This is a genomic window from Streptomyces syringium, assembly GCF_017876625.1.
Classification (GTDB): Bacteria; Actinomycetota; Actinomycetes; order Streptomycetales; family Streptomycetaceae; genus Streptomyces; species Streptomyces syringius.
In genome coordinates this window covers 3210131-3227013 of record NZ_JAGIOH010000001.1, presented here as the reverse complement: position 1 = coordinate 3227013, position 16883 = coordinate 3210131, and the positions used below count along the sequence as shown (strand labels likewise).

The 16883-nt window shown below is 71.5% G+C and carries 13 protein-coding genes and 1 tRNA gene; 8 read left to right on the top strand and 6 right to left on the bottom strand.

The features are described 5' to 3' along the window. Positions 1–91 precede the first annotated feature (91 nt). Positions 92–1624: a potassium/proton antiporter gene (locus JO379_RS14195; RefSeq protein WP_242626169.1), complete on the bottom strand. Its 1533-nt coding sequence runs from the start codon at positions 1622–1624 to the stop codon at positions 92–94. A 238-nt stretch (positions 1625–1862) separates the two neighbouring features. Between JO379_RS14195 and JO379_RS14190 the strand changes: the two genes are divergently transcribed. Continuing rightward, the gene (locus tag JO379_RS14190) at positions 1863–4769 is read left to right on the top strand and encodes a penicillin acylase family protein (RefSeq protein ID WP_209515179.1); all 2907 of its coding nucleotides are present in this window, start codon (positions 1863–1865) and stop codon (positions 4767–4769) included. Positions 4770–4910: 141 nt separating this feature from the next. Here the strand turns inward: JO379_RS14190 and JO379_RS14185 are convergent, their stop codons facing one another. Then, positions 4911–5501 (bottom strand): 5-formyltetrahydrofolate cyclo-ligase, encoded by a 591-nt coding sequence (locus JO379_RS14185; RefSeq protein WP_209515177.1) that lies wholly within the window; start codon positions 5499–5501, stop codon positions 4911–4913. 93 nt (positions 5502–5594) lie between these two features. On the opposite strand from JO379_RS14185, the gene galU reads away from it, so the two are divergent. From galU to JO379_RS14150, 7 genes are all read left to right on the top strand, one after another. Next, positions 5595–6497, top strand: coding sequence for a UTP--glucose-1-phosphate uridylyltransferase GalU (gene galU / locus JO379_RS14180; protein WP_130879116.1), 903 nt, complete (start codon positions 5595–5597; stop codon positions 6495–6497). A 3-nt stretch (positions 6498–6500) separates the two neighbouring features. After that, positions 6501–7811 carry a molybdotransferase-like divisome protein Glp gene (gene glp, locus JO379_RS14175; protein WP_209515175.1) on the top strand — a complete coding sequence of 437 codons (1311 nt, stop codon included), beginning with the start codon at positions 6501–6503 and terminating at the stop codon, positions 7809–7811. A 105-nt stretch (positions 7812–7916) separates the two neighbouring features. Next, complete coding sequence (gene moaC / locus JO379_RS14170) at positions 7917–8444, top strand: cyclic pyranopterin monophosphate synthase MoaC (RefSeq protein ID WP_130879118.1); 528 nt, start codon at positions 7917–7919, stop codon at positions 8442–8444. After that, a complete protein-coding gene (locus JO379_RS14165) occupies positions 8441–8953 on the top strand; it encodes a MogA/MoaB family molybdenum cofactor biosynthesis protein (protein ID WP_209515173.1) in 513 nt (170 codons plus the stop codon). Before moaC ends, JO379_RS14165 begins: the two co-directional genes overlap by 4 nt. Further along, entirely contained in the window at positions 8950–9636 is a 687-nt protein-coding gene (locus tag JO379_RS14160) for a GNAT family N-acetyltransferase (RefSeq protein ID WP_130879120.1), read from the top strand. Before JO379_RS14165 ends, JO379_RS14160 begins: the two co-directional genes overlap by 4 nt. 150 nt (positions 9637–9786) lie before the next feature. Next, positions 9787–10812 carry a divisome protein SepX/GlpR gene (gene sepX, locus JO379_RS14155; protein ID WP_130879121.1) on the top strand — a complete coding sequence of 342 codons (1026 nt, stop codon included), beginning with the start codon at positions 9787–9789 and terminating at the stop codon, positions 10810–10812. 101 nt (positions 10813–10913) lie between these two features. After that, positions 10914–10987: transfer RNA gene (locus JO379_RS14150), tRNA-Ala, on the top strand. 145 nt (positions 10988–11132) lie between these two features. On the opposite strand, the gene JO379_RS14145 is transcribed toward JO379_RS14150, so the two are convergent. The 4 genes from JO379_RS14145 to JO379_RS14130 all read right to left on the bottom strand — a co-directional run bounded on the left by JO379_RS14145 (position 11133) and on the right by JO379_RS14130 (position 16765). Further along, on the bottom strand, positions 11133–12476 hold the full coding sequence (locus JO379_RS14145) for an erythromycin esterase family protein (RefSeq protein WP_209515172.1): 1344 nt from the start codon (positions 12474–12476) through the stop codon (positions 11133–11135). Positions 12477–12769: 293 nt separating this feature from the next. Beyond that, positions 12770–13384: a DJ-1/PfpI family protein gene (locus tag JO379_RS14140; RefSeq protein WP_209515170.1), complete on the bottom strand. Its 615-nt coding sequence runs from the start codon at positions 13382–13384 to the stop codon at positions 12770–12772. Further along, positions 13381–14352, bottom strand: a complete 972-nt coding sequence (locus tag JO379_RS14135) for a GlxA family transcriptional regulator (RefSeq protein WP_209515169.1) — start codon at positions 14350–14352, stop codon at positions 13381–13383. Before JO379_RS14135 ends, JO379_RS14140 begins: the two co-directional genes overlap by 4 nt. 154 nt (positions 14353–14506) lie before the next feature. Continuing rightward, positions 14507–16765, bottom strand: a complete 2259-nt coding sequence (locus JO379_RS14130) for an alpha-N-acetylglucosaminidase (protein ID WP_209515168.1) — start codon at positions 16763–16765, stop codon at positions 14507–14509. Positions 16766–16883 lie beyond the last annotated feature (118 nt).

Below are 16883 nucleotides of genomic sequence, written 5' to 3'. Positions count from 1 at the left end.
GGAAAACCGAGGCGCGATCCAGCCGCTCACTCAGGCGTCCGCGCAGGTAATCCCGTAGACAACGCTGAGCAGACCGAGTCAATTGGGTGCACTACTTCCCCTTTATCGTACCTGTAGCACCCAGCCATCCCGCAAGCTTTCCGCCCTCGGAGACCGCCCGCAGCCGCTTCTCGGCGGCGTCGCGCACCGGGTCGGTGGCCACCACGAGCAGCTCGTCGCCGTGCTGCAGCACGGTCGTGGGCGCCGGGACGAAGCTGGAGCCGTCCCGGACGACCAGCGTGACGGCGGCCCCGGGGGGCAGGCGGAGCTCTCCGACCTCCACGCCGTGCATCTTCGAGCCGTCGGGGATCGCCACGGACAGCAGATGACCGCGCAGCCGCTCCAGCGGCGCGGATTCGATGCCCAGGTCCTCGGGCTCGGTCTCGCGGAGCTTCAGATGCCGGGCCAGCCAGGGCAGCGTCGGGCCCTGCACCAGGGTGTAGACGATCACCAGTACGAAGACGATGTTGAAGATCCGGCGGCTGTCGGGGACGGCGGCCACCATCGGGATGGTGGCCAGCACGATGGGCACGGCCCCGCGCAGCCCGGCCCAGGACAGCAGGGTCTTCTCCTGCCAGGACATCCGGAAGGGCGCGGTACTGAGGAAGACCGACACCGGCCGCGCCACCATCGTCAGCACCAGCCCGACGACGAGCGCGGGGATGATGTCGTCGCCCAGCTCGTGCGGGGTGACCAGCAGGCCGAGCAGGACGAACATGCCGATCTGCGCTATCCAGCCGAGCCCCTCGGCGAAGCCGCGGGTGGCGGGCCAGTGCGGCAGCTTGGCGTTGCCGAGGACCAGGGCCGCGAGATAGACGGCGAGGAAGCCGGAGCCGTGCGCGAGCGCGCCGCCCGCGTAGGCGACGGTCGCGATGGCCATGACGGCGATCGGGTAGAGGCCGGAGGCGGGCAGGGCCACGTGCCGCAGACCGTACGAGCCGAGCATGCCCACCGCGATGCCGATGGCCGCGCCGATCGCGAGTTCCAGGGCGATCTCGCCGATGAGCAGGTACCAGTGCTCGACCGGGCCGGCGGCCGAGAAGGCGACGACGAGGATGACGACCGGGGCGTCGTTGAAGCCGGACTCGGCCTCCAGGACACCCGTGAGCCGGGACGGGAGCGGAACGTTGCGCAGCACGGAGAAGACCGCCGCGGCGTCCGTGGAGGAGACCACCGCGCCGATGATCAGGGCCTGCCGCCAGTCGACGCCCGCCAGATAGTGCGCGGCCGCCGCGGTGACGCCCACGCTCAGCGCTACGCCCACGGTGGAGAGCGCCGCCGCGGCGGGCAGCGCCGGTTTGATCTCGTGCCACTTCGTGCCGAGACCGCCCTCGGCGAGGATCACCACAAGTGCGGCGTAACCGATGATCTGGGTCAGACCGACATCGTTGAAGGAGACGCCGATGCCGTCCTGGCCTATCGCGACGCCTATGCCGAGGTAGATGAGCAGGCTGGGGAGCCCGCTGCGGGAGGAGATCCGGACTGCCGCCACCGCGATGAGCAGGACGAGCGAGCAGATCAGCAGGAGTTCGTTGAGGTGGTGGACAGTCAGGGGCCAGGTCCCTTCACGAGGTCTTTCATGCACTATCGACCGGAACGTTCTGCCGTCCGATCAGAACTTCATTTCCTAATCTAATCTTTTACGACTTCTTGACGCGAACTCGTGACGGCGGTGACCGCGCCGTGACCCTCCGGCGGGGGTGCGGCGAGGGGTCCGCGACCGTTTCAGGGGGCTGGTGGTGACACCGCGTCCGGTCGTCCGGTGCCCTGCGCCTATGGTTGCTCCAGCACCCCAGGACCACCCTGCCCCTCTAAGGACAGCGATGCCCGCCAACAAGACCGGCCCTTCCGGCAAGAAGAAGTCCGGTAAGAAGAAAGGCCGACGCGCCCGGCTGCTCGTGATCACTCTCGTGCTGCTGATCGTGGCGGGCGTCGGCTTCGGCGCGTACTGGAGCGTCAGTACCGTCCGCGCCTCCTTCCCGGAGACGAACGGCACCCTGCAGCTCAAGGGCCTGTCCGCGGACGTGAAGGTCCAGCGCGACGGGAACGGCATCCCGCAGGTCTACGCGGACAACGCCGAGGACCTCTTCCGCGCCCAGGGCTTCGTGCAGGCGCAGGACCGGTTCTGGGAGATGGACGTCCGCCGGCATCTGACCGCGGGCCGCCTCTCCGAGATGTTCGGCTCCGGGCAGGTGGAGACCGACGCCTTCCTGCGGACCATGGGCTGGCGGAAGGTCGCGCAGGAGGAGTACGACACCAAGCTCTCGGCGACCGCCAAGAAATACCTCCAGGCCTACTCCGACGGTGTCAACGCCTACCTCAAGGACCGCAAGGGCAAGTCGCTGTCCGTCGAGTACGCGGCCCTGGAGTTCGAGAACGACTACCGGCCCGAGAAGTGGACCCCGGTCGACTCGGTGGCCTGGCTCAAGGCCATGGCCTGGGACCTCCGCGGCAACATGGAGGACGAGATCGACCGCTCGCTCGCGGCGACGCGGCTGAGCCCGAAGCAGATCGAACAGCTGTACCCGGCCTATCCGTACAACCGGAACAAGCCGATCGTCGAGGGCGGCGCCGTCGACCCCGCCACCAAGCAGTTCGACCCCAAGGGCACCCCGGCCACCCCGCAGAGCGGCGCGGGCCGGACGCCCGTCGGCTCGGGTGCCGCCGCCGGGGGCTTGCGCACCGGGCTGACCTCGCTGTCCAACACCCTCGACAAGATCCCTGCGCTGCTCGGCCCGAGCGGCAACGGCATCGGCTCGAACTCGTGGGTGGTCTCCGGCCAGTACACGACCACCGGCAAGCCGCTGCTCGCCAACGACCCGCACCTCGCGCCGCAGATGCCCTCGCTCTGGTACCAGATGGGCCTGCACTGCACCAAGGTCGGACCCTCGTGCCCGTTCGACGTGGCCGGCTACACCTTCTCCGGTCTGCCGGGCGTCGTCATCGGCCACAACCAGGACATCGCCTGGGGCATGACCAACCTCGGCGCGGACGTCTCCGACCTGTACCTGGAGAAGGTCACCGCCAACAGCTACCTCTACGACGGCAAGCAGGTCCCCTTCACCACCCGCAAGGAGACCATCAAGGTCGCGGGCGGCAAGTCGCGGGACTTCACCGTCCGCTCCACCAACAACGGCCCGATCGTCTCCGACCGCAACGACGAGCTGGTCAAGGTCGGTGAGAGCGCCCCGGTCAAGGACCCCGCTCCCGACCGCGCCGACGGCTACGCGATCGCGCTGCGCTGGACGGCCCTCGACGCCGGCAAGACCATGGACGCCGTCTTCGGGATCAACGCGGCCACGGACTGGAAGTCCTTCCGCAAGGCCGCCGCCGACTTCGAGGTCCCCTCGCAGAACCTGATCTACGCCGACACCAAGGGCAACATCGGCTACCAGGCCCCGGGCCGGATCCCGGTCCGCGGCAAGGCCGCCGCCAAGGGCGACGGCAAGCCCGACCCGGCCACCGGCGCGAACAACGGCACCGGCAGCAACGGCACCGGCAACAACGGGACGAACGCCGACGGAAGCACCGGGGCGAACGCCGACGCCAAGGCCGTCGTGCCCGACGGGCGCTACCCCGCACCCGGCTGGGACCCCGCCTACCGCTGGACCGGCTGGATCCCGCAGGGCGAGCTGCCCTGGGACTTCAACCCCAAGCGCGGCTACATCGTCACCGCCAACCAGGCGGTCGCCGACAAGAAGTACCCCTACCCGCTCACCGGCGACTGGGGCTACGGCGCCCGCAGCCAGCGGATCAACGACCTCATCCAGTCGAAGATCAAGGACGGGGGGAAGATCTCGACGGATGACATGCAGAAGATGCAGATGGACAACCACAGCGAGATCGCCAAGCTGCTGACGCCCTACCTGCTCAAGATCGACGTCAAGGGTTCCAACGAACGCGAGACGAAGTACGTCCGCGAGGCGCAGAATCTCCTGAAGGGCTGGGACTACACCCAGGAGGCCGACTCCGCCGCCGCCGCGTACTTCAACGCGGTGTGGCGCAACACCCTCAAGCTCGCCTTCGGCAACAAGCTCCCCAAGGAGCTGCGCGTCAAGGGCCAGTGCCTGCGGGTCCGCCCGGCCAACGACTCCGGGCCGCAGGAGGACCTCGACGGCAACTCACGGCTCGTCCAGGAGTGCGGCGAGCGCGACCCGGACAGCGCGCAGCCCGACGGCGGCGACCGCTGGTTCGAGGTCGTCCGCACCATTCTCGACAAGCCGAACGACGACTGGTGGAAGACCAGCGGCACCCGCGCCAACCGTGGCGCCGGCAACCGTGACGAGCTGCTCCAGCGCGCCATGAAGGACGCCCGCTGGGAGCTGACCTCCAAGCTCGGCAAGGACGTCAATTCCTGGAGCTGGGGCCGGCTGCACCAGCTGACCCTGAAGAACCAGACCCTCGGCAAGGAGGGCCCCGGCATCGTCCGCTGGATGCTCAACCGGGGTCCCTGGAACCTGGCCGGCGGCGAGGCCGCGGTCAACGCGGCCGGCTGGAACGCGGCGGGCGGCTACGACGTGATCTGGGTCCCGTCGATGCGGATGGTCGTCAACCTCGGTGACCTCGACAAGTCCCGGTGGATCAACCTCACCGGTGCTTCCGGGCACGCCTACAACGCCCACTACTACGACCAGACCGACAAGTGGGCCAAGGGCGAGCTGCTCCCCTGGGCGTACAGCGCGGCGGCCGTGAAGGAAGCCACGGACGACACGCTGACGCTCAAGCCGTAGCGGCGGGTGTCCTCAAACGCCGGACGGGCTGGTTGTGGCTGAGCTCAGCCGAATCAGCCCGTCCGGCGTTTGAGGACGCGCCCGCAGGGCGCCCGCCGCCGCAGGCGGCAGGACGACCTGCCGTCGGCAGGACACACCGCACTAGCCGAACCTACGCACCCCGCCAGGGGTGACCACCGCGTGCACGGGGTGGTCGTGCGGTTCCTCCGGGACCCGCGCGACCACCTCGTCGTCGTAGAGGAGCACGACCCGCGCGGGCGTGGCGCCCGCGCGATCCAGCCGGGCCAGCACCCGGTCGTACGAGCCGCCGCCGCGGCCGAGCCGCATCCCGCGGCCGTCCACCGCCAGGCCCGGCAGCAGCACGGTGTCCGCCCCCGTCACGGCGTCCGGGCCGAGCCGCTCGCCGTCGGGCTCCAGCAGCCCCCGCGCCGCCCGCACCAGATGGCCGGGCCCCCGGTAGAGACCCCAGTCGAGATCGTTGTCCGAAAGCAGTACCGGCAGCAGCACGCGCACGCCCCGGGCGCGCAGTGCCTCAAGCAGGGCGCGCGTGCCCGGTTCGCGCCCCACCGAGACATAAGCCGCCACCGTCCGCGCCGCGGCGAGCTCCGGCAGCTCCAGCGCCCGGCGCCCGAGCGCTTCCTCGGCCACCTTTACGTCATCCGAGGTCAACCCCGCTCTCACCGCCAGGAGGGCCTGTCGCAACTCACCCTTATTACCGTCGTACTTGATCACTGTTTCCGTGTACTCCTCGACTCGGGTCCTATCGGCGGAGCCTCTCGGTGGAGCCTCATCTTCCCGACAATCCCAGCGGCTAGGGTTCCCTTTATGACTCAATCGCGTCCTCGGATCAGCAAGGCTGTCATCCCTGCCGCCGGACTCGGGACCCGCTTTCTCCCGGCGACCAAGGCCACTCCCAAGGAGATGCTGCCGGTCGTCGACAAGCCGGCGATCCAGTACGTGGTCGAAGAAGCGGTGCACGCCGGGCTGTCGGACGTCCTCATGATCACCGGGCGGAACAAGCGCCCCCTGGAGGACCACTTCGACCGGAACTACGAGCTGGAGGAAGCCCTGCGCCGCAAGGGCGACGAGTCACGGCTCGCCCGCGTCCAGGAGTCCAGCGACCTGGCCACCATGCACTACGTCCGCCAGGGCGACCCGCGCGGTCTCGGCCACGCGGTCCTGTGCGCCGCCCCCCACGTGGGCGACGAGCCCTTCGCCGTCCTGCTCGGCGACGACCTCATCGACGCCCGCGACCCGCTCCTCTCGCGCATGGTCGACATCCAGCGCAAACACGGCGGCAGCGTCATCGCCCTCATGGAGGTCGACCACTCCCAGATCCACCTCTACGGCTGCGCGGACGTCAAGCCCACCGACACCGAGGACGTCGTCGAGGTCACCGGGCTGATCGAGAAGCCCGACCCCGCAGACGCCCCCAGCAACTACGCCGTCATCGGCCGCTACGTCCTCGACCCCGCCGTCTTCGACGTGCTGCGCGAGACGCAGCCCGGCCGCGGTGGCGAGATCCAGCTCACCGACGCCCTCCAGGCCCTCGCCGCCGCGCCCGGGCTCGGCGGTCCGGTGCACGGCGTGGTCTTCAAGGGCCGCCGTTATGACACCGGGGACCGTGGTGATTATCTGCGTGCCATTGTCAGACTGGCGTGCGAACGTGAAGATCTGGGACCGGACTTCCGAGCCTGGCTTCGAAGGTATGTCACCGAGGAGATGTAGCCCTTGAGCAGCACCGCCGACAAGGCCGCCGCACCGGACCGCTTCTGGTCGGTGGACGAGCACCTCGACGACATCCTCGGGAAGATCCGCCCCCTGGAGCCGATCGAGCTGCAACTCCTGGACGCCCAGGGCTGTGTGCTCGTCGAGGACGTCACCGTCCCCGCCGACCTGCCGGGCTTCGACAACAGCTCGATGGACGGCTACGCGGTCCGCACGACGGACGTCGAAGGTGCGAGCGAGGAGTTCCCGGCGGTGCTCACCGTCATCGGCGACGTCGCCGCGGGCAGCGGCGAGCTGCCCACCGTCGGCCCCGGCGAGGCCGCCCGCATCATGACCGGCGCGCCGCTGCCGCCCGGCGCCGAGGCCGTCGTGCCCGTCGAGTGGACCGACGGGGGCACGGGCGGCGGCCCCGCCGCCGGCATGGCCGCCCGCAGCGCCGCCCCGGACGGCGCCTCGGGAGAGGTCCGGATCCACCGCCCCGCCACGGCCCGCGCCCATGTCCGCGCGGCCGGCAGCGACGTCAGGGCCGGTGCCCTCGCCCTGCGGAGCGGCACCGTCCTCGGCCCGCCGCAGATCGGCCTGCTCGCGGCGATCGGCCGCGCCACGGTCCGGGTCCGCCCCCGTCCGCGCGTCGTGATCATGTCGACCGGCAGCGAGCTGGTCGCCCCCGGCGAGAGCCTCGGCCCCGGCCTCATCCACGACTCCAACAGCTACGTGCTCACCGCCTGCGCCCGGGACGCCGGGGCCATCGCCTACCGCGTCGGCGCGGTCGCCGACGACGCAGGGACGCTGCGCTCCACCCTGGAGGACCAGCTCGTACGGGCCGACGCCGTCGTCACCAGCGGCGGTGTCAGCGTCGGCGCGTACGACGTCGTCAAGGAGACCCTCTCGGAGCTCGCGGGCGAGGAGGGGAGCGTCGACTTCCGGAAGCTGGCCATGCAGCCCGGCAAGCCCCAGGGCTTCGGCCGCATCGGCCCCGACCGCACCCCGCTGCTCGCCCTGCCCGGCAACCCGGTCAGCGCCTACGTCTCCTTCGAACTCTTCGTCCGCCCCGCCATCCGCGCCCTGATGGGACTGGAGCCGCACGACCGCGAGAAGGTCCGCGCGGTGTGCACCGAGGCGGTCGCCTCCTCACCCGCGGGCCGCCGCCAGTTCCTGCGGGCCCGCTACGCGGACGGCAAGGTCACCACCGTCGGCGGCGCGGGGTCCCACCTCGTCAAGGCCCTCGCGGAGGCCAACGCCCTGATCGTCGTCCCCGAGGAGACCACGGAGGTCGGGGCGGGGGCCGAGGTGGACGTCATACTCCTCGGCTGACCGGCCGAGGTCAGCCCCCGCGTGGCCCCTGACGTGGTCCTTCCCGACCGGCCACCCGTCCCGCCCGGTACGGTGTCTGCCCACAAGGACCGGACCGGGAGAACGATGAGCAGCGCCCAGGACCCTTTGCCCCCCGCCATTCCCCCCAGCCTCACCCATCTCGACGACGCGGGGGCGGCCCGCATGGTCGACGTCTCGGAGAAGGCCGTCACCACCCGCACCGCCCGGGCGAGCGGCCGGGTGCGCGTCTCCCCGCGCGTCGTGGAACTCCTGCGGGGCGAGGGCGTCCCCAAGGGCGACGCCCTCGCCACCGCCCGCATCGCGGGCATCATGGGCGCCAAGCGCACCCCCGATCTGATCCCGCTGTGCCACCCGCTCGCGGTCTCCGGGGTGAAGGTCGACCTGTCGGTCGCCGACGACGCGGTCGAGATCCTCGCCACCGTGAAGACCACCGACCGCACGGGTGTGGAGATGGAGGCCCTGACCGCCGTCACCGTCGCCGCCCTGACCGTCGTCGACATGATCAAGGCCGTCGACAAGGACGCCGTCATCACGGACGTCCGCGTCGAGGAGAAGACCGGCGGGAAGTCCGGCACCTATCTGCGGGCTCCGGCGGGGGAGACGACGGCATGAGCGGGACCGACGCAGCGCGCCGCGCCCTCGTCGTCACCGCCTCCAACCGGGCCGCGGCCGGGGTGTACGAGGACAAGGGCGGCCCGCTGCTCGCCGAGGGCCTGGCCCGGATGGGCTTCACCGTCGACGGCCCGCGCGTGGTGCCCGACGGCGACCCCGTCGAGGCCGCCCTGCGGGACGCGGTGGCCGGCGCGTACGACGTCGTCCTGACCACCGGCGGCACGGGCATCTCGCCCACCGACCGCACCCCCGAGGCCACCCGCCGCGTCCTCGACTACGAGATCCCCGGCATCCCCGAGGCCATCCGGGCCGAGGGCCGTAGGAAGATCCCCACGGCCGCCCTCTCCCGGGGGCTCGCCGGGGTGGCGGGCCGCACCCTGATCGTGAACCTGCCCGGTTCGACGGGCGGGGTCCGCGACGGGCTCGCCGTACTGGAGCGGCTGCTGGCGCACGCCGTCGACCAGGTCCACGGCGGGGACCACCCGAGACCGGCCGGGAGCCCCAGCTGAGCGCCGGGTGGCCCGCCCGGCTGGCGGACGGCGACATCGTCCTGCGCCCCATAAAGCTGCGTGACCAGCGGGCCTGGCGGGAGGTCAACGGACGCAACCGCGACTGGCTGCGCCCCTGGGAGGCGACCATCCCGCCGCCACCGCCCGGCGCGATGGCCGCCCGGCGCCCCACCTACCGCCAGATGGTCCGCCATCTGCGGGCGGAGGCCCAGGCGGGACGGATGCTGCCCTTCGTCATCGAGTACCGGGGGCAGCTGGCCGGACAGCTGACCGTCGCCGGCATCACCTGGGGCTCGATGTGCTCGGCCCACGTCGGCTACTGGGTGGACCGGGCCGTCGCGGGCCGGGGTGTCATGCCGACGGCCGTCGCCCTGGCCGTCGACCACTGCTTCCGCACGGTCGGGCTGCACCGGGTCGAGGTGTGCATCCGGCCCGAGAACCTGCCCAGCCGGCGGGTCGTGGAGAAACTCGGATTCCGCGAGGAGGGACTGCGCCCGCGCTATCTGCACATCGACGGCGCCTGGCGCGACCATCTCGTCTACGTCCTGACCGCCGAGGAGGCGGGGGAGGGACTGCTGGCCCGCTGGCACCGGGTCCGCCCGGCGGAGCCCGGCGACCTGCGCGGCCCGGGTGATCCGCACGGCCCCGGCGGCTCCGGGAGTCGGCAGCTCCCCAGTAATTGAATAAACGTTCGAATTTGACTGTCAATTGACGGTATTCGACGCTCTTCGGGCTCAACAATCACAAAAAAAGTTCGAGATATCAGCCGGATCGTGCGACACACCGGGCCAATTGGCGGAATCCCTTGTGCGGTCCCCTCTACGGTGTGAAGTGTGAGCAGCAGCGGCCTCATCTACGCAGTCATCGTCGGGGCCTGGGCCGCCTACTTGGTGCCGATGTGGCTCCGTAGGCAGGACGAGCTCAATGAAGCCCGTCCGACGGAACGCTTCAGCACAGCCATCCGGCTGCTGTCCGGACGGGCGGGCATGGAGCGCCGTTACGCCAAGGACCTGGAAGTGCGCGCGACCGACGACGCGCCGGCCTCCGCCGACCCGGCGGAGCCGGAGTTTCGCGCGCCCGCGCCGGACGCGGCGACCGAAATGGTCGACGTCCGGCCCTTCAGCACGCCCTCGGCCACCCCGGTGCCGTCGGCGGCCGAGCGCGCCCGGCGTTCGAAGGTCCTCGCACGGCGGCGGCGCACCACCGTGCTGCTCTTCCTCGCCTTCACCCTCGGCGCGATCGTCGCGGGCGTCGGCGGCCTCGCCTTCCTGTGGGCGCCGGCCGTACCGGCGGCGCTGCTGAGCGCGTACATCGTCTATCTGCGCGTCCAGGAGAAGCGGCGGTTCGCCTTCACCATGGACCAGCGCCGCGCCGAACTCGCCGCGCAGCGGCTCCGCGAGGGCCGCCCCCACCCTCGCCCGGCGGCGCCGGAACCCGCGACCGCCGCCGCCCCCGCTGACCCCGACGCCACCGCGGCGCCCGCGCCGGCGGCGCAGCCCGAGCCCTCGGCGCACAGCGCGGGCCGTCGCGCGCTCGTCGAGCAGACCGACCACGCCGAGTGGGTCGACCAGCAGCGTGACCGCGACCGCGGCACAGGCGAGGGCTGGGAGCCCGTGCCCGTACCGCTGCCGACGTACGTCACCGCGCCGGTCGCCCCCCGCGCGAGCGGCTCGGCCGACCTCGGCACCCCGGACACCTGGAGCTCCGCCCGCTCCAGCACCGCGGAGCCGGCCGCCGGCCGCAAGCCCGCCGAGGAGCGCCGCGGCGGCCGCTCCCGCCGCCGCCCCCGCGAGCGCGGCCGCACCCCGCTCTTCGACCAGTACGCCGACGACGACCGCCCCCGCGCGGCCAACGAGTGACGCCGGTCACCACTCGCCACCTCCGCTGACCAGGGAGGGAGCGACCGGGGAGCGGATTTCCGAGCACCCGGATGGAGGTGCTAGAGTTTCACTCGTTGCAAGGGCCTGTGGCGCAGTCCGGTAGCGCACCTCGTTCGCATCGAGGGGGTCAGGGGTTCGAATCCCCTCAGGTCCACAGCACAGACGGAATCCCGTCCGATCATCACGATCGGGCGGGATTCCGTCGTTTCGGGGCCTGTTGGGAGGTCGGCGTGCGTGCGGGTGCGTGGTGCGGTCGCCATTGCCCGGTAGTCGGCAGACGCCCGGTTCGCGCTGGAGCGCTATAGCTTGCCCGCCTCCCGAACGGTACGGAGGTGGACCAGGACGTCGTAGGCCCTGCCGATGGCGATCTCAGGCGTCTTGTCGTTCGGGTACTGCGTGCCGACGCTGCATGTCGGGCGCGAGGCGTCCAGCCACCTGCGGGCGGCGGCAGGGGCCTTGCGCAGGTCGGCGTAGTAGTCGCGGTACCGGACCTGGTCGAGCGTGTACTCGTTCGTGCCGGGACCGGCCGGGTCGACGGTGAACTTCTTCCACTCGCCGCCGAGCGCCTCGTCCTTGGAGAGGAAGGAGCCCCGGTCGAAGGTGGTACCGATGGCGAGGTAGTCCGCGCCCAGGGTGTCGCGGAGGAACGAGCCCTGGGTTTTTGGGTACGTCGTGGGGTCGGTGGCCGCGTAGCCTGCGTGGTCGTTGTGGGCCGACAGCAGGACCCTGCCGCCGGTGCGCCGCTGCCACCATGCCGTCGTCTCGGCCATCACCTGGTCGCGGTAGCGCTGTATGGCGGTCGACGATTCCTGGTCACCGGGGTCGAGGGTCAAGAAGGTGTAGGTCTGGGCGATGTTGCGGGCGTTCTGCAGAACGAAGTCGAAGTCCTCGCCGCCCACCGACCTCCGGCGTTGGACAAGTTCCAGTACTTGCCGCGCTTTGGCCGCGTTCTGCTGCCGCTCGGCGAGCGGCAGCCCCAGGTAGGCGATGGCGTCGTCGAGCGGGCGCACGCTGGTCAGGAGCTCGTTCAGGCGCGGCAGGGATTCCGGATGGGTCCGGCGAACGTAGTCGGTGACGCTGTCGAAGACCCGCTTGTCGAGCCTGGGTGCGCCGATGTCGTCGCCCAGGAAGTGGACCGGGCGGTCGGGGTGTTGGCGGTTGTACTCGCGCATCCACCGGACGAGGGTCACGAACTCCTCTCGGTCCCAGGGAGATCCGGCCATCACCTCGTGCACGACCTGCCGCGCGTCGCGGTCACCGTCACCGCGCTGGAGGTAGTCGTCGATCCGCAGCCCCGCCGACCAGCTGATCTCCAGAGCGAAGGTGGTGAATCCCTTCTGCTCGACGAGGTAGCGGAAGACCCGATCCTTCAGGGCGAAGAACTCGTGCGAGCCGTGCGTGGCCTCGCCCACGCCGACCACTTTGGCGTCGCCGACCATCACTCCCAGGGCGTGCAGATCGGCCGTGCCGGTGCCCGGCTCCGTCGACCGCAGCGGATGGGCGATCCGGTCCAGCGCGCGGACGGGGGCCGGCGCGACGGCCGATACGGACGCCGCCGGTGCTGCGTACGCGGCCGTCGCGGGGGCCATCGTCGCGGCCAGGGCGAGAGCCGCCGACGCGAGCCGCTTCCCGTTGCCGATCATGTGTGATCACTCTCCAACGTGCTTGGTGTCAAGCGCTGCTGAGAAGATCGTCACGCGCGCGCGGCCCGGGCGCGCTGGGGCCGGCCCGACACCTTCCCGGGGGATAGCCCCACGACCCGGGTTTCAGGTCAGGCGCCCTGGGCACCCTGGCGGCGGGTTGGGCAGTGTCCTGTCCCGGGCAATCCTCATTCGTCATCACAGGTGCCTGCCGCTCGCGGCGGGCAAGATCATCTGACACGACGAGCCAATCGGACCAGATCACCTGTTGGGGGACAGCCGCCGGGGGCTGCCTTTCACGCCCCTTGGGCGAGGAGGGGCTCGTCGGCGAGGTAGGGCGGGGCCGGTTCGTACTGGATGTAGCGGCGGACCGCGCGGGCGTGGTCGCGGCCGTGGATCCGGCCGATCAGCCACAGCGCCATGTCGATGCCTGCCGAGACGCCCTGACTGGTGATCAGGGTCCCGTCCACGACGTATCGCGCGTCGCGGACCACGGTGACGTCGCCGCGGGATTCCAGGGCGTCCTCGAAGGCGTGGTGGGTGGCCACCCGACGGCCGCGGGCCGGGCCGGCCTCGTGCAGGAGGAGCGCGCCCGTGCACACGCCGGTGATCCAGGAGGCGCCGTCGGACGTCTCGGTGATCCACTCGATCAGCGCGGGGTTGTCCACCTGGTGGCGGGTGCCGTTGCCGCCGGGGACCAGGAGCACGTCCAGCGGCGGATGGTCGTCGAAGGTGTGGTCGGGGAGGACCCGCATGCCCTTGTTGCAGCGGACGGGGCCGGGGCGCTCGGCTATCAGGACGGCGGTGTCGGTGTGGCCGCGCAGCATCGAGGACGCCGTGAAGACCTCCCACGGCCCGGTGAAGTCCAGCTCCTCGACCCCCTCGAAGATCAGTAGGCCGTAGGTGGTCATGCGTGCTCCTTCGACGACCGGAACCGGTCGCGGTAGTCGGACGGCGGGACGCCGAGATGGCGGTGGAAGGCGCGCCGCAGGGTCTCGGCGCTGCCGAGGCCGCAGCGCCGGGCGATGGTCGCGACGGGGGCGTCGCCCTCGGCCAACGCGCGCCGGGCGGCCTCGATGCGGACCCGCTCCACGTACTCGGCGGGCGGGACGCCGAGTTCGGCGGTGAACCTGCGCTGGAGATGGCGGGGGCTGAGCCCGGCGCGGGCGGCCAGATCGCCGACGGAGTGCGGGCCGCCGGGGTCGGCGTGGACCGCCGAGACCGCGGCCCGGATCGGGTCGGTGGACGGCTGGGCCGACCACAGGGGCACGCTGAACTGCGCCTGGCTGCCCGGCCGGCGCAGGAACAGCACCAGCTCCTGGGCGATCGCGTGGGCGACTTCCCGCCCGTGGTCGTCCTCGACCAGGGCGAGCGCCAGGTCCATCCCGGCGGTCACCCCCGCCGAGGTCCAGACCCGGCCGTCGCGGATGAAGATCGGATGCGTGTCGACGGCCAGCTCCGGGTGTTCCCGCCGGAGTTGGCCGTCACGGCTCCAGTGGCTGGTGACCCGGTGGTCCGCGACCAGCCCGGCGGCGGCGAGCAGGAACACGCCGCTGCACACCGAGGCCACCCGGCGGGCCGTGGCGCCGGCGGCGGCGATCCACGCCACCAGCGCCGGATCGGTCCGGGCCTCGTCCACCCCGCTGCCACCGGCCACCACCAGGGTGTCGATGCCGCGCGGGTCCAGATCGCCGATGCCGTGGTCGGCGTGTACCCGCAGCCCGCTGTTCGACCGCACCAGCCCCGCGGCGGGTCCCACGGTCTCGCAGGAGTAGCCGGGGCGGAGCCGGGCGGCCTGTTGGAACACCTCGAACGGGCCGGTGAGATCGAGGAGCTGGAACCCCTCGAAAGCGACGAAAGCGATGCGTTGCTGATCCACGGTTTCAGCCTGCGGCCGGCGTGGGGTGGCGTCAACGACGGTCACCCCACGGTTTGTGCCATGGCCTTACCGGCTCTTGCCACTGGGGCGGCGTGGCGCCCTGCGGGCGCGTCCTCAAACGCCGGACGGGCTTTGTCGGGGCCTGGCGCCGTGGTTACAGCTTGTTCGCCACCTTGCGTGCGATGCGGACGATGTCTCCCGTGGGCTTCGCGGAGTAGCCGGGATGACGCCGGGTCCAGCGGTCCTCCAGCGCGAACCAGTCGATGGCCTTCGGTTTCCGGCCCGCCGCCAACGCCGCGTCCAGTTCGTCGAAGTACGTCTTCCAGCGCAGCCGGTAGAGCCCCCCGACCAGCCCGGACCACTCGCGGTTGGCGTAGTCGTGCAGCTTGCCGCGGTTCGCCGAGTCGCGCGGGCCCCAGGTCGTCAGCAGGGACACGGCGTCGTATTCGAGGCGGTCGCGTTCGGCGGCGGAGGAGCCCCAGGCGCGGGCGTCGGCGATCCAGCGGCCCAGCAGATGGCGCTCGTCGGTGGCGACGGTCTGCTCCAGGAGGGTCATCCAGTCCAGCCACTGGCGGGTGAGGTCGCGGAAGCGGGATCTGTCGCGGGCGTCGTAGGCGGTCTTGACGCGCGGCAGCAGCAGCCGGGCGCGGTTGGAGACGGTCTGCCGGGTGACGTCGAGCAGGTCGTAGCGGTAGGCCGAACTCCGGCGCAGCGCCGGGGCCACGGCGAGGAGGTGGGGCAGGGCCTTGTCGAACTCCTTGGCGTCGTAGCGCAGCTGCTTGGGCGACCAGCTGGCCGCGCGGGTGACGGCCAGGTCCGGGCGGGCGCCGAAGAGGCCGTCGGCCGGTTCGCTCCAGCCGTCGGCGCGGGTGGTGCCGTAGGCGGTGCGGCGCAGCACGTCCCAGGCGCGGACGGCCTGGGGGTCGGCGGCGCCGTAGCGGTAGTGCGGCCACTGCCGGAACCAGTCCGCCAGCCCGACCCGGCCCTCCGTCCAGGGCAGATCGCTGAAGAGGGCGAGGGCGGCGGGGTTGTTGTCGGCGGCCTCGGGCATCAGCGCGATGCCCTTCAGGGCGCTGCCGTCCTTCGTGCGCCACCGCTCGTAGAGATCGGCCCAGTCGCGGGTGTTGGCGCCCAGCGCGGTGTGGCCGCCGAAGTTCCAGATCGATCCGAAGGCGTACGGGGTGCCGGACCAGTCCGCTTCGCGGTCGGTGACGTTGGGGTAGTGGTCGGAGATCCCGTCGAGGATGAGCATCCGGGACCGGTCGACGGCCTGGATGATCTCGCGCCGGGGGTTGTCCTGCCAGCCGAGGATGACCCATGTGGCGCCTGGGTGCGCGGCCCGCAGGGCCTTCTCCACGGCCCGGGCGGCGTCGCCGACGGGGACGTCCCCCGGTTTGCCGCCCTCGTGCAGCAGGTCCATCTTGTACATCGACGTCGCGCCGTACAGCTCCTGCTGCACCTTGTAGAAGGTCCGCGCGACCCGGCCGAAGGCTGCCGTGCGGGGGTCGAGCCAGTCGGGCCGGGCGAAGCCGCCCCAGTCGCCCTGGGGGATGACCCGTGCGCCGGGCTCGCGGCCCGGGAAGCCGGGCGGCACGGTGCCGAAGTAGCCGGGGAGGACCGGGGTCATGCCCAGCTCGCGCAGCCGCCGCACGATCTTCTGCGCGAGCGCGGTGCGCCGGTCGAGGAGGCCGCGGGAGACCGGACCGCCGAAGTCCGACATGTTCTGCAGCAACCACCACGGCTGGTGCGCGGGCCCGGGAACCCACCGGCGGACCTCGGCGTCGCTGTAACCGTGTTCGATAAATGTGCGGTGGTAGACGGCGTCGGCGCCGGCGTAGACCAGCACCTCGTTGAAGCCGTGCAGCGCCAGGACGTCGAGTTCGCGCTCCCAGTACGCCCAGCCCTGGTACGGGCCGGTGTAGCCGTCATTGGTGTCGTTGAGGACGAACCGGTGCGTGACGTTCGAAGCCCGGACGAGAGGGGTACGCACGCCGGGGAGGCGGTCGGGGAGGTCGGTCTGCGCGCCGGTCCAGGAGAAGTGGGCGTGCGCCACATGTCTGAGGTACCAGTGGAAGCCGGTCAGCTGGACGGCCGGAGTGCTGCCCTCCACGAGGATCGCGCCTTCCTCCCCCGAGACCCGGAAGGCGTCCGTCCCGTTCCTGGGCGGGACGGTGCGGAAGGTGACCTGGCCGTGGTGGCGGGGCAGCAGCCGGGCCAGCGCTGCCGCTGCCGCTTCGCTCGCGGTGGCCGGGGGCGTGGTCGCGGCCGCCGGTCGGCCGGACGTCGTGCTCGCCGCTGTGGGCCCGTTGGCCCGGGATGCGGCGAATCCGGACGCGGCGGCGGGTGCGCCCGCCGCGGTGAGGGCGGCGGTGCCCGCGAGGGCGCCGAGGATCGAACGTCGGGCGATGTGCATGAGTGACCTCCACCATGGCACTGCGGCGACTGGACTGGACCACTTGAGCGCGAAGATCCTATGAGCAAACGATCGGACAGGGCCAAGGGCACGGGCGGCAATCCAGCCACGCCGGTTA

Excerpts from the sequence above, each read along its gene's own strand:
- JO379_RS14190 (WP_209515179.1), top strand. The coding sequence starts at position 1,863 with ATGCCCGCCAACAAGACCGGCCCTTCCGGCAAGAAGAAGTCCGGTAAG.
- galU (WP_130879116.1), top strand. The coding sequence starts at position 5,595 with ATGACTCAATCGCGTCCTCGGATCAGCAAGGCTGTCATCCCTGCCGCC.
- moaC (WP_130879118.1), top strand. The coding sequence starts at position 7,917 with ATGAGCAGCGCCCAGGACCCTTTGCCCCCCGCCATTCCCCCCAGCCTC.
- JO379_RS14165 (WP_209515173.1), top strand. The coding sequence starts at position 8,441 with ATGAGCGGGACCGACGCAGCGCGCCGCGCCCTCGTCGTCACCGCCTCC.
- JO379_RS14145 (WP_209515172.1), bottom strand. The coding sequence starts at position 12,476 with ATGATCGGCAACGGGAAGCGGCTCGCGTCGGCGGCTCTCGCCCTGGCC.
- JO379_RS14140 (WP_209515170.1), bottom strand. The coding sequence starts at position 13,384 with ATGACCACCTACGGCCTACTGATCTTCGAGGGGGTCGAGGAGCTGGAC.
- JO379_RS14130 (WP_209515168.1), bottom strand. The coding sequence starts at position 16,765 with ATGCACATCGCCCGACGTTCGATCCTCGGCGCCCTCGCGGGCACCGCC.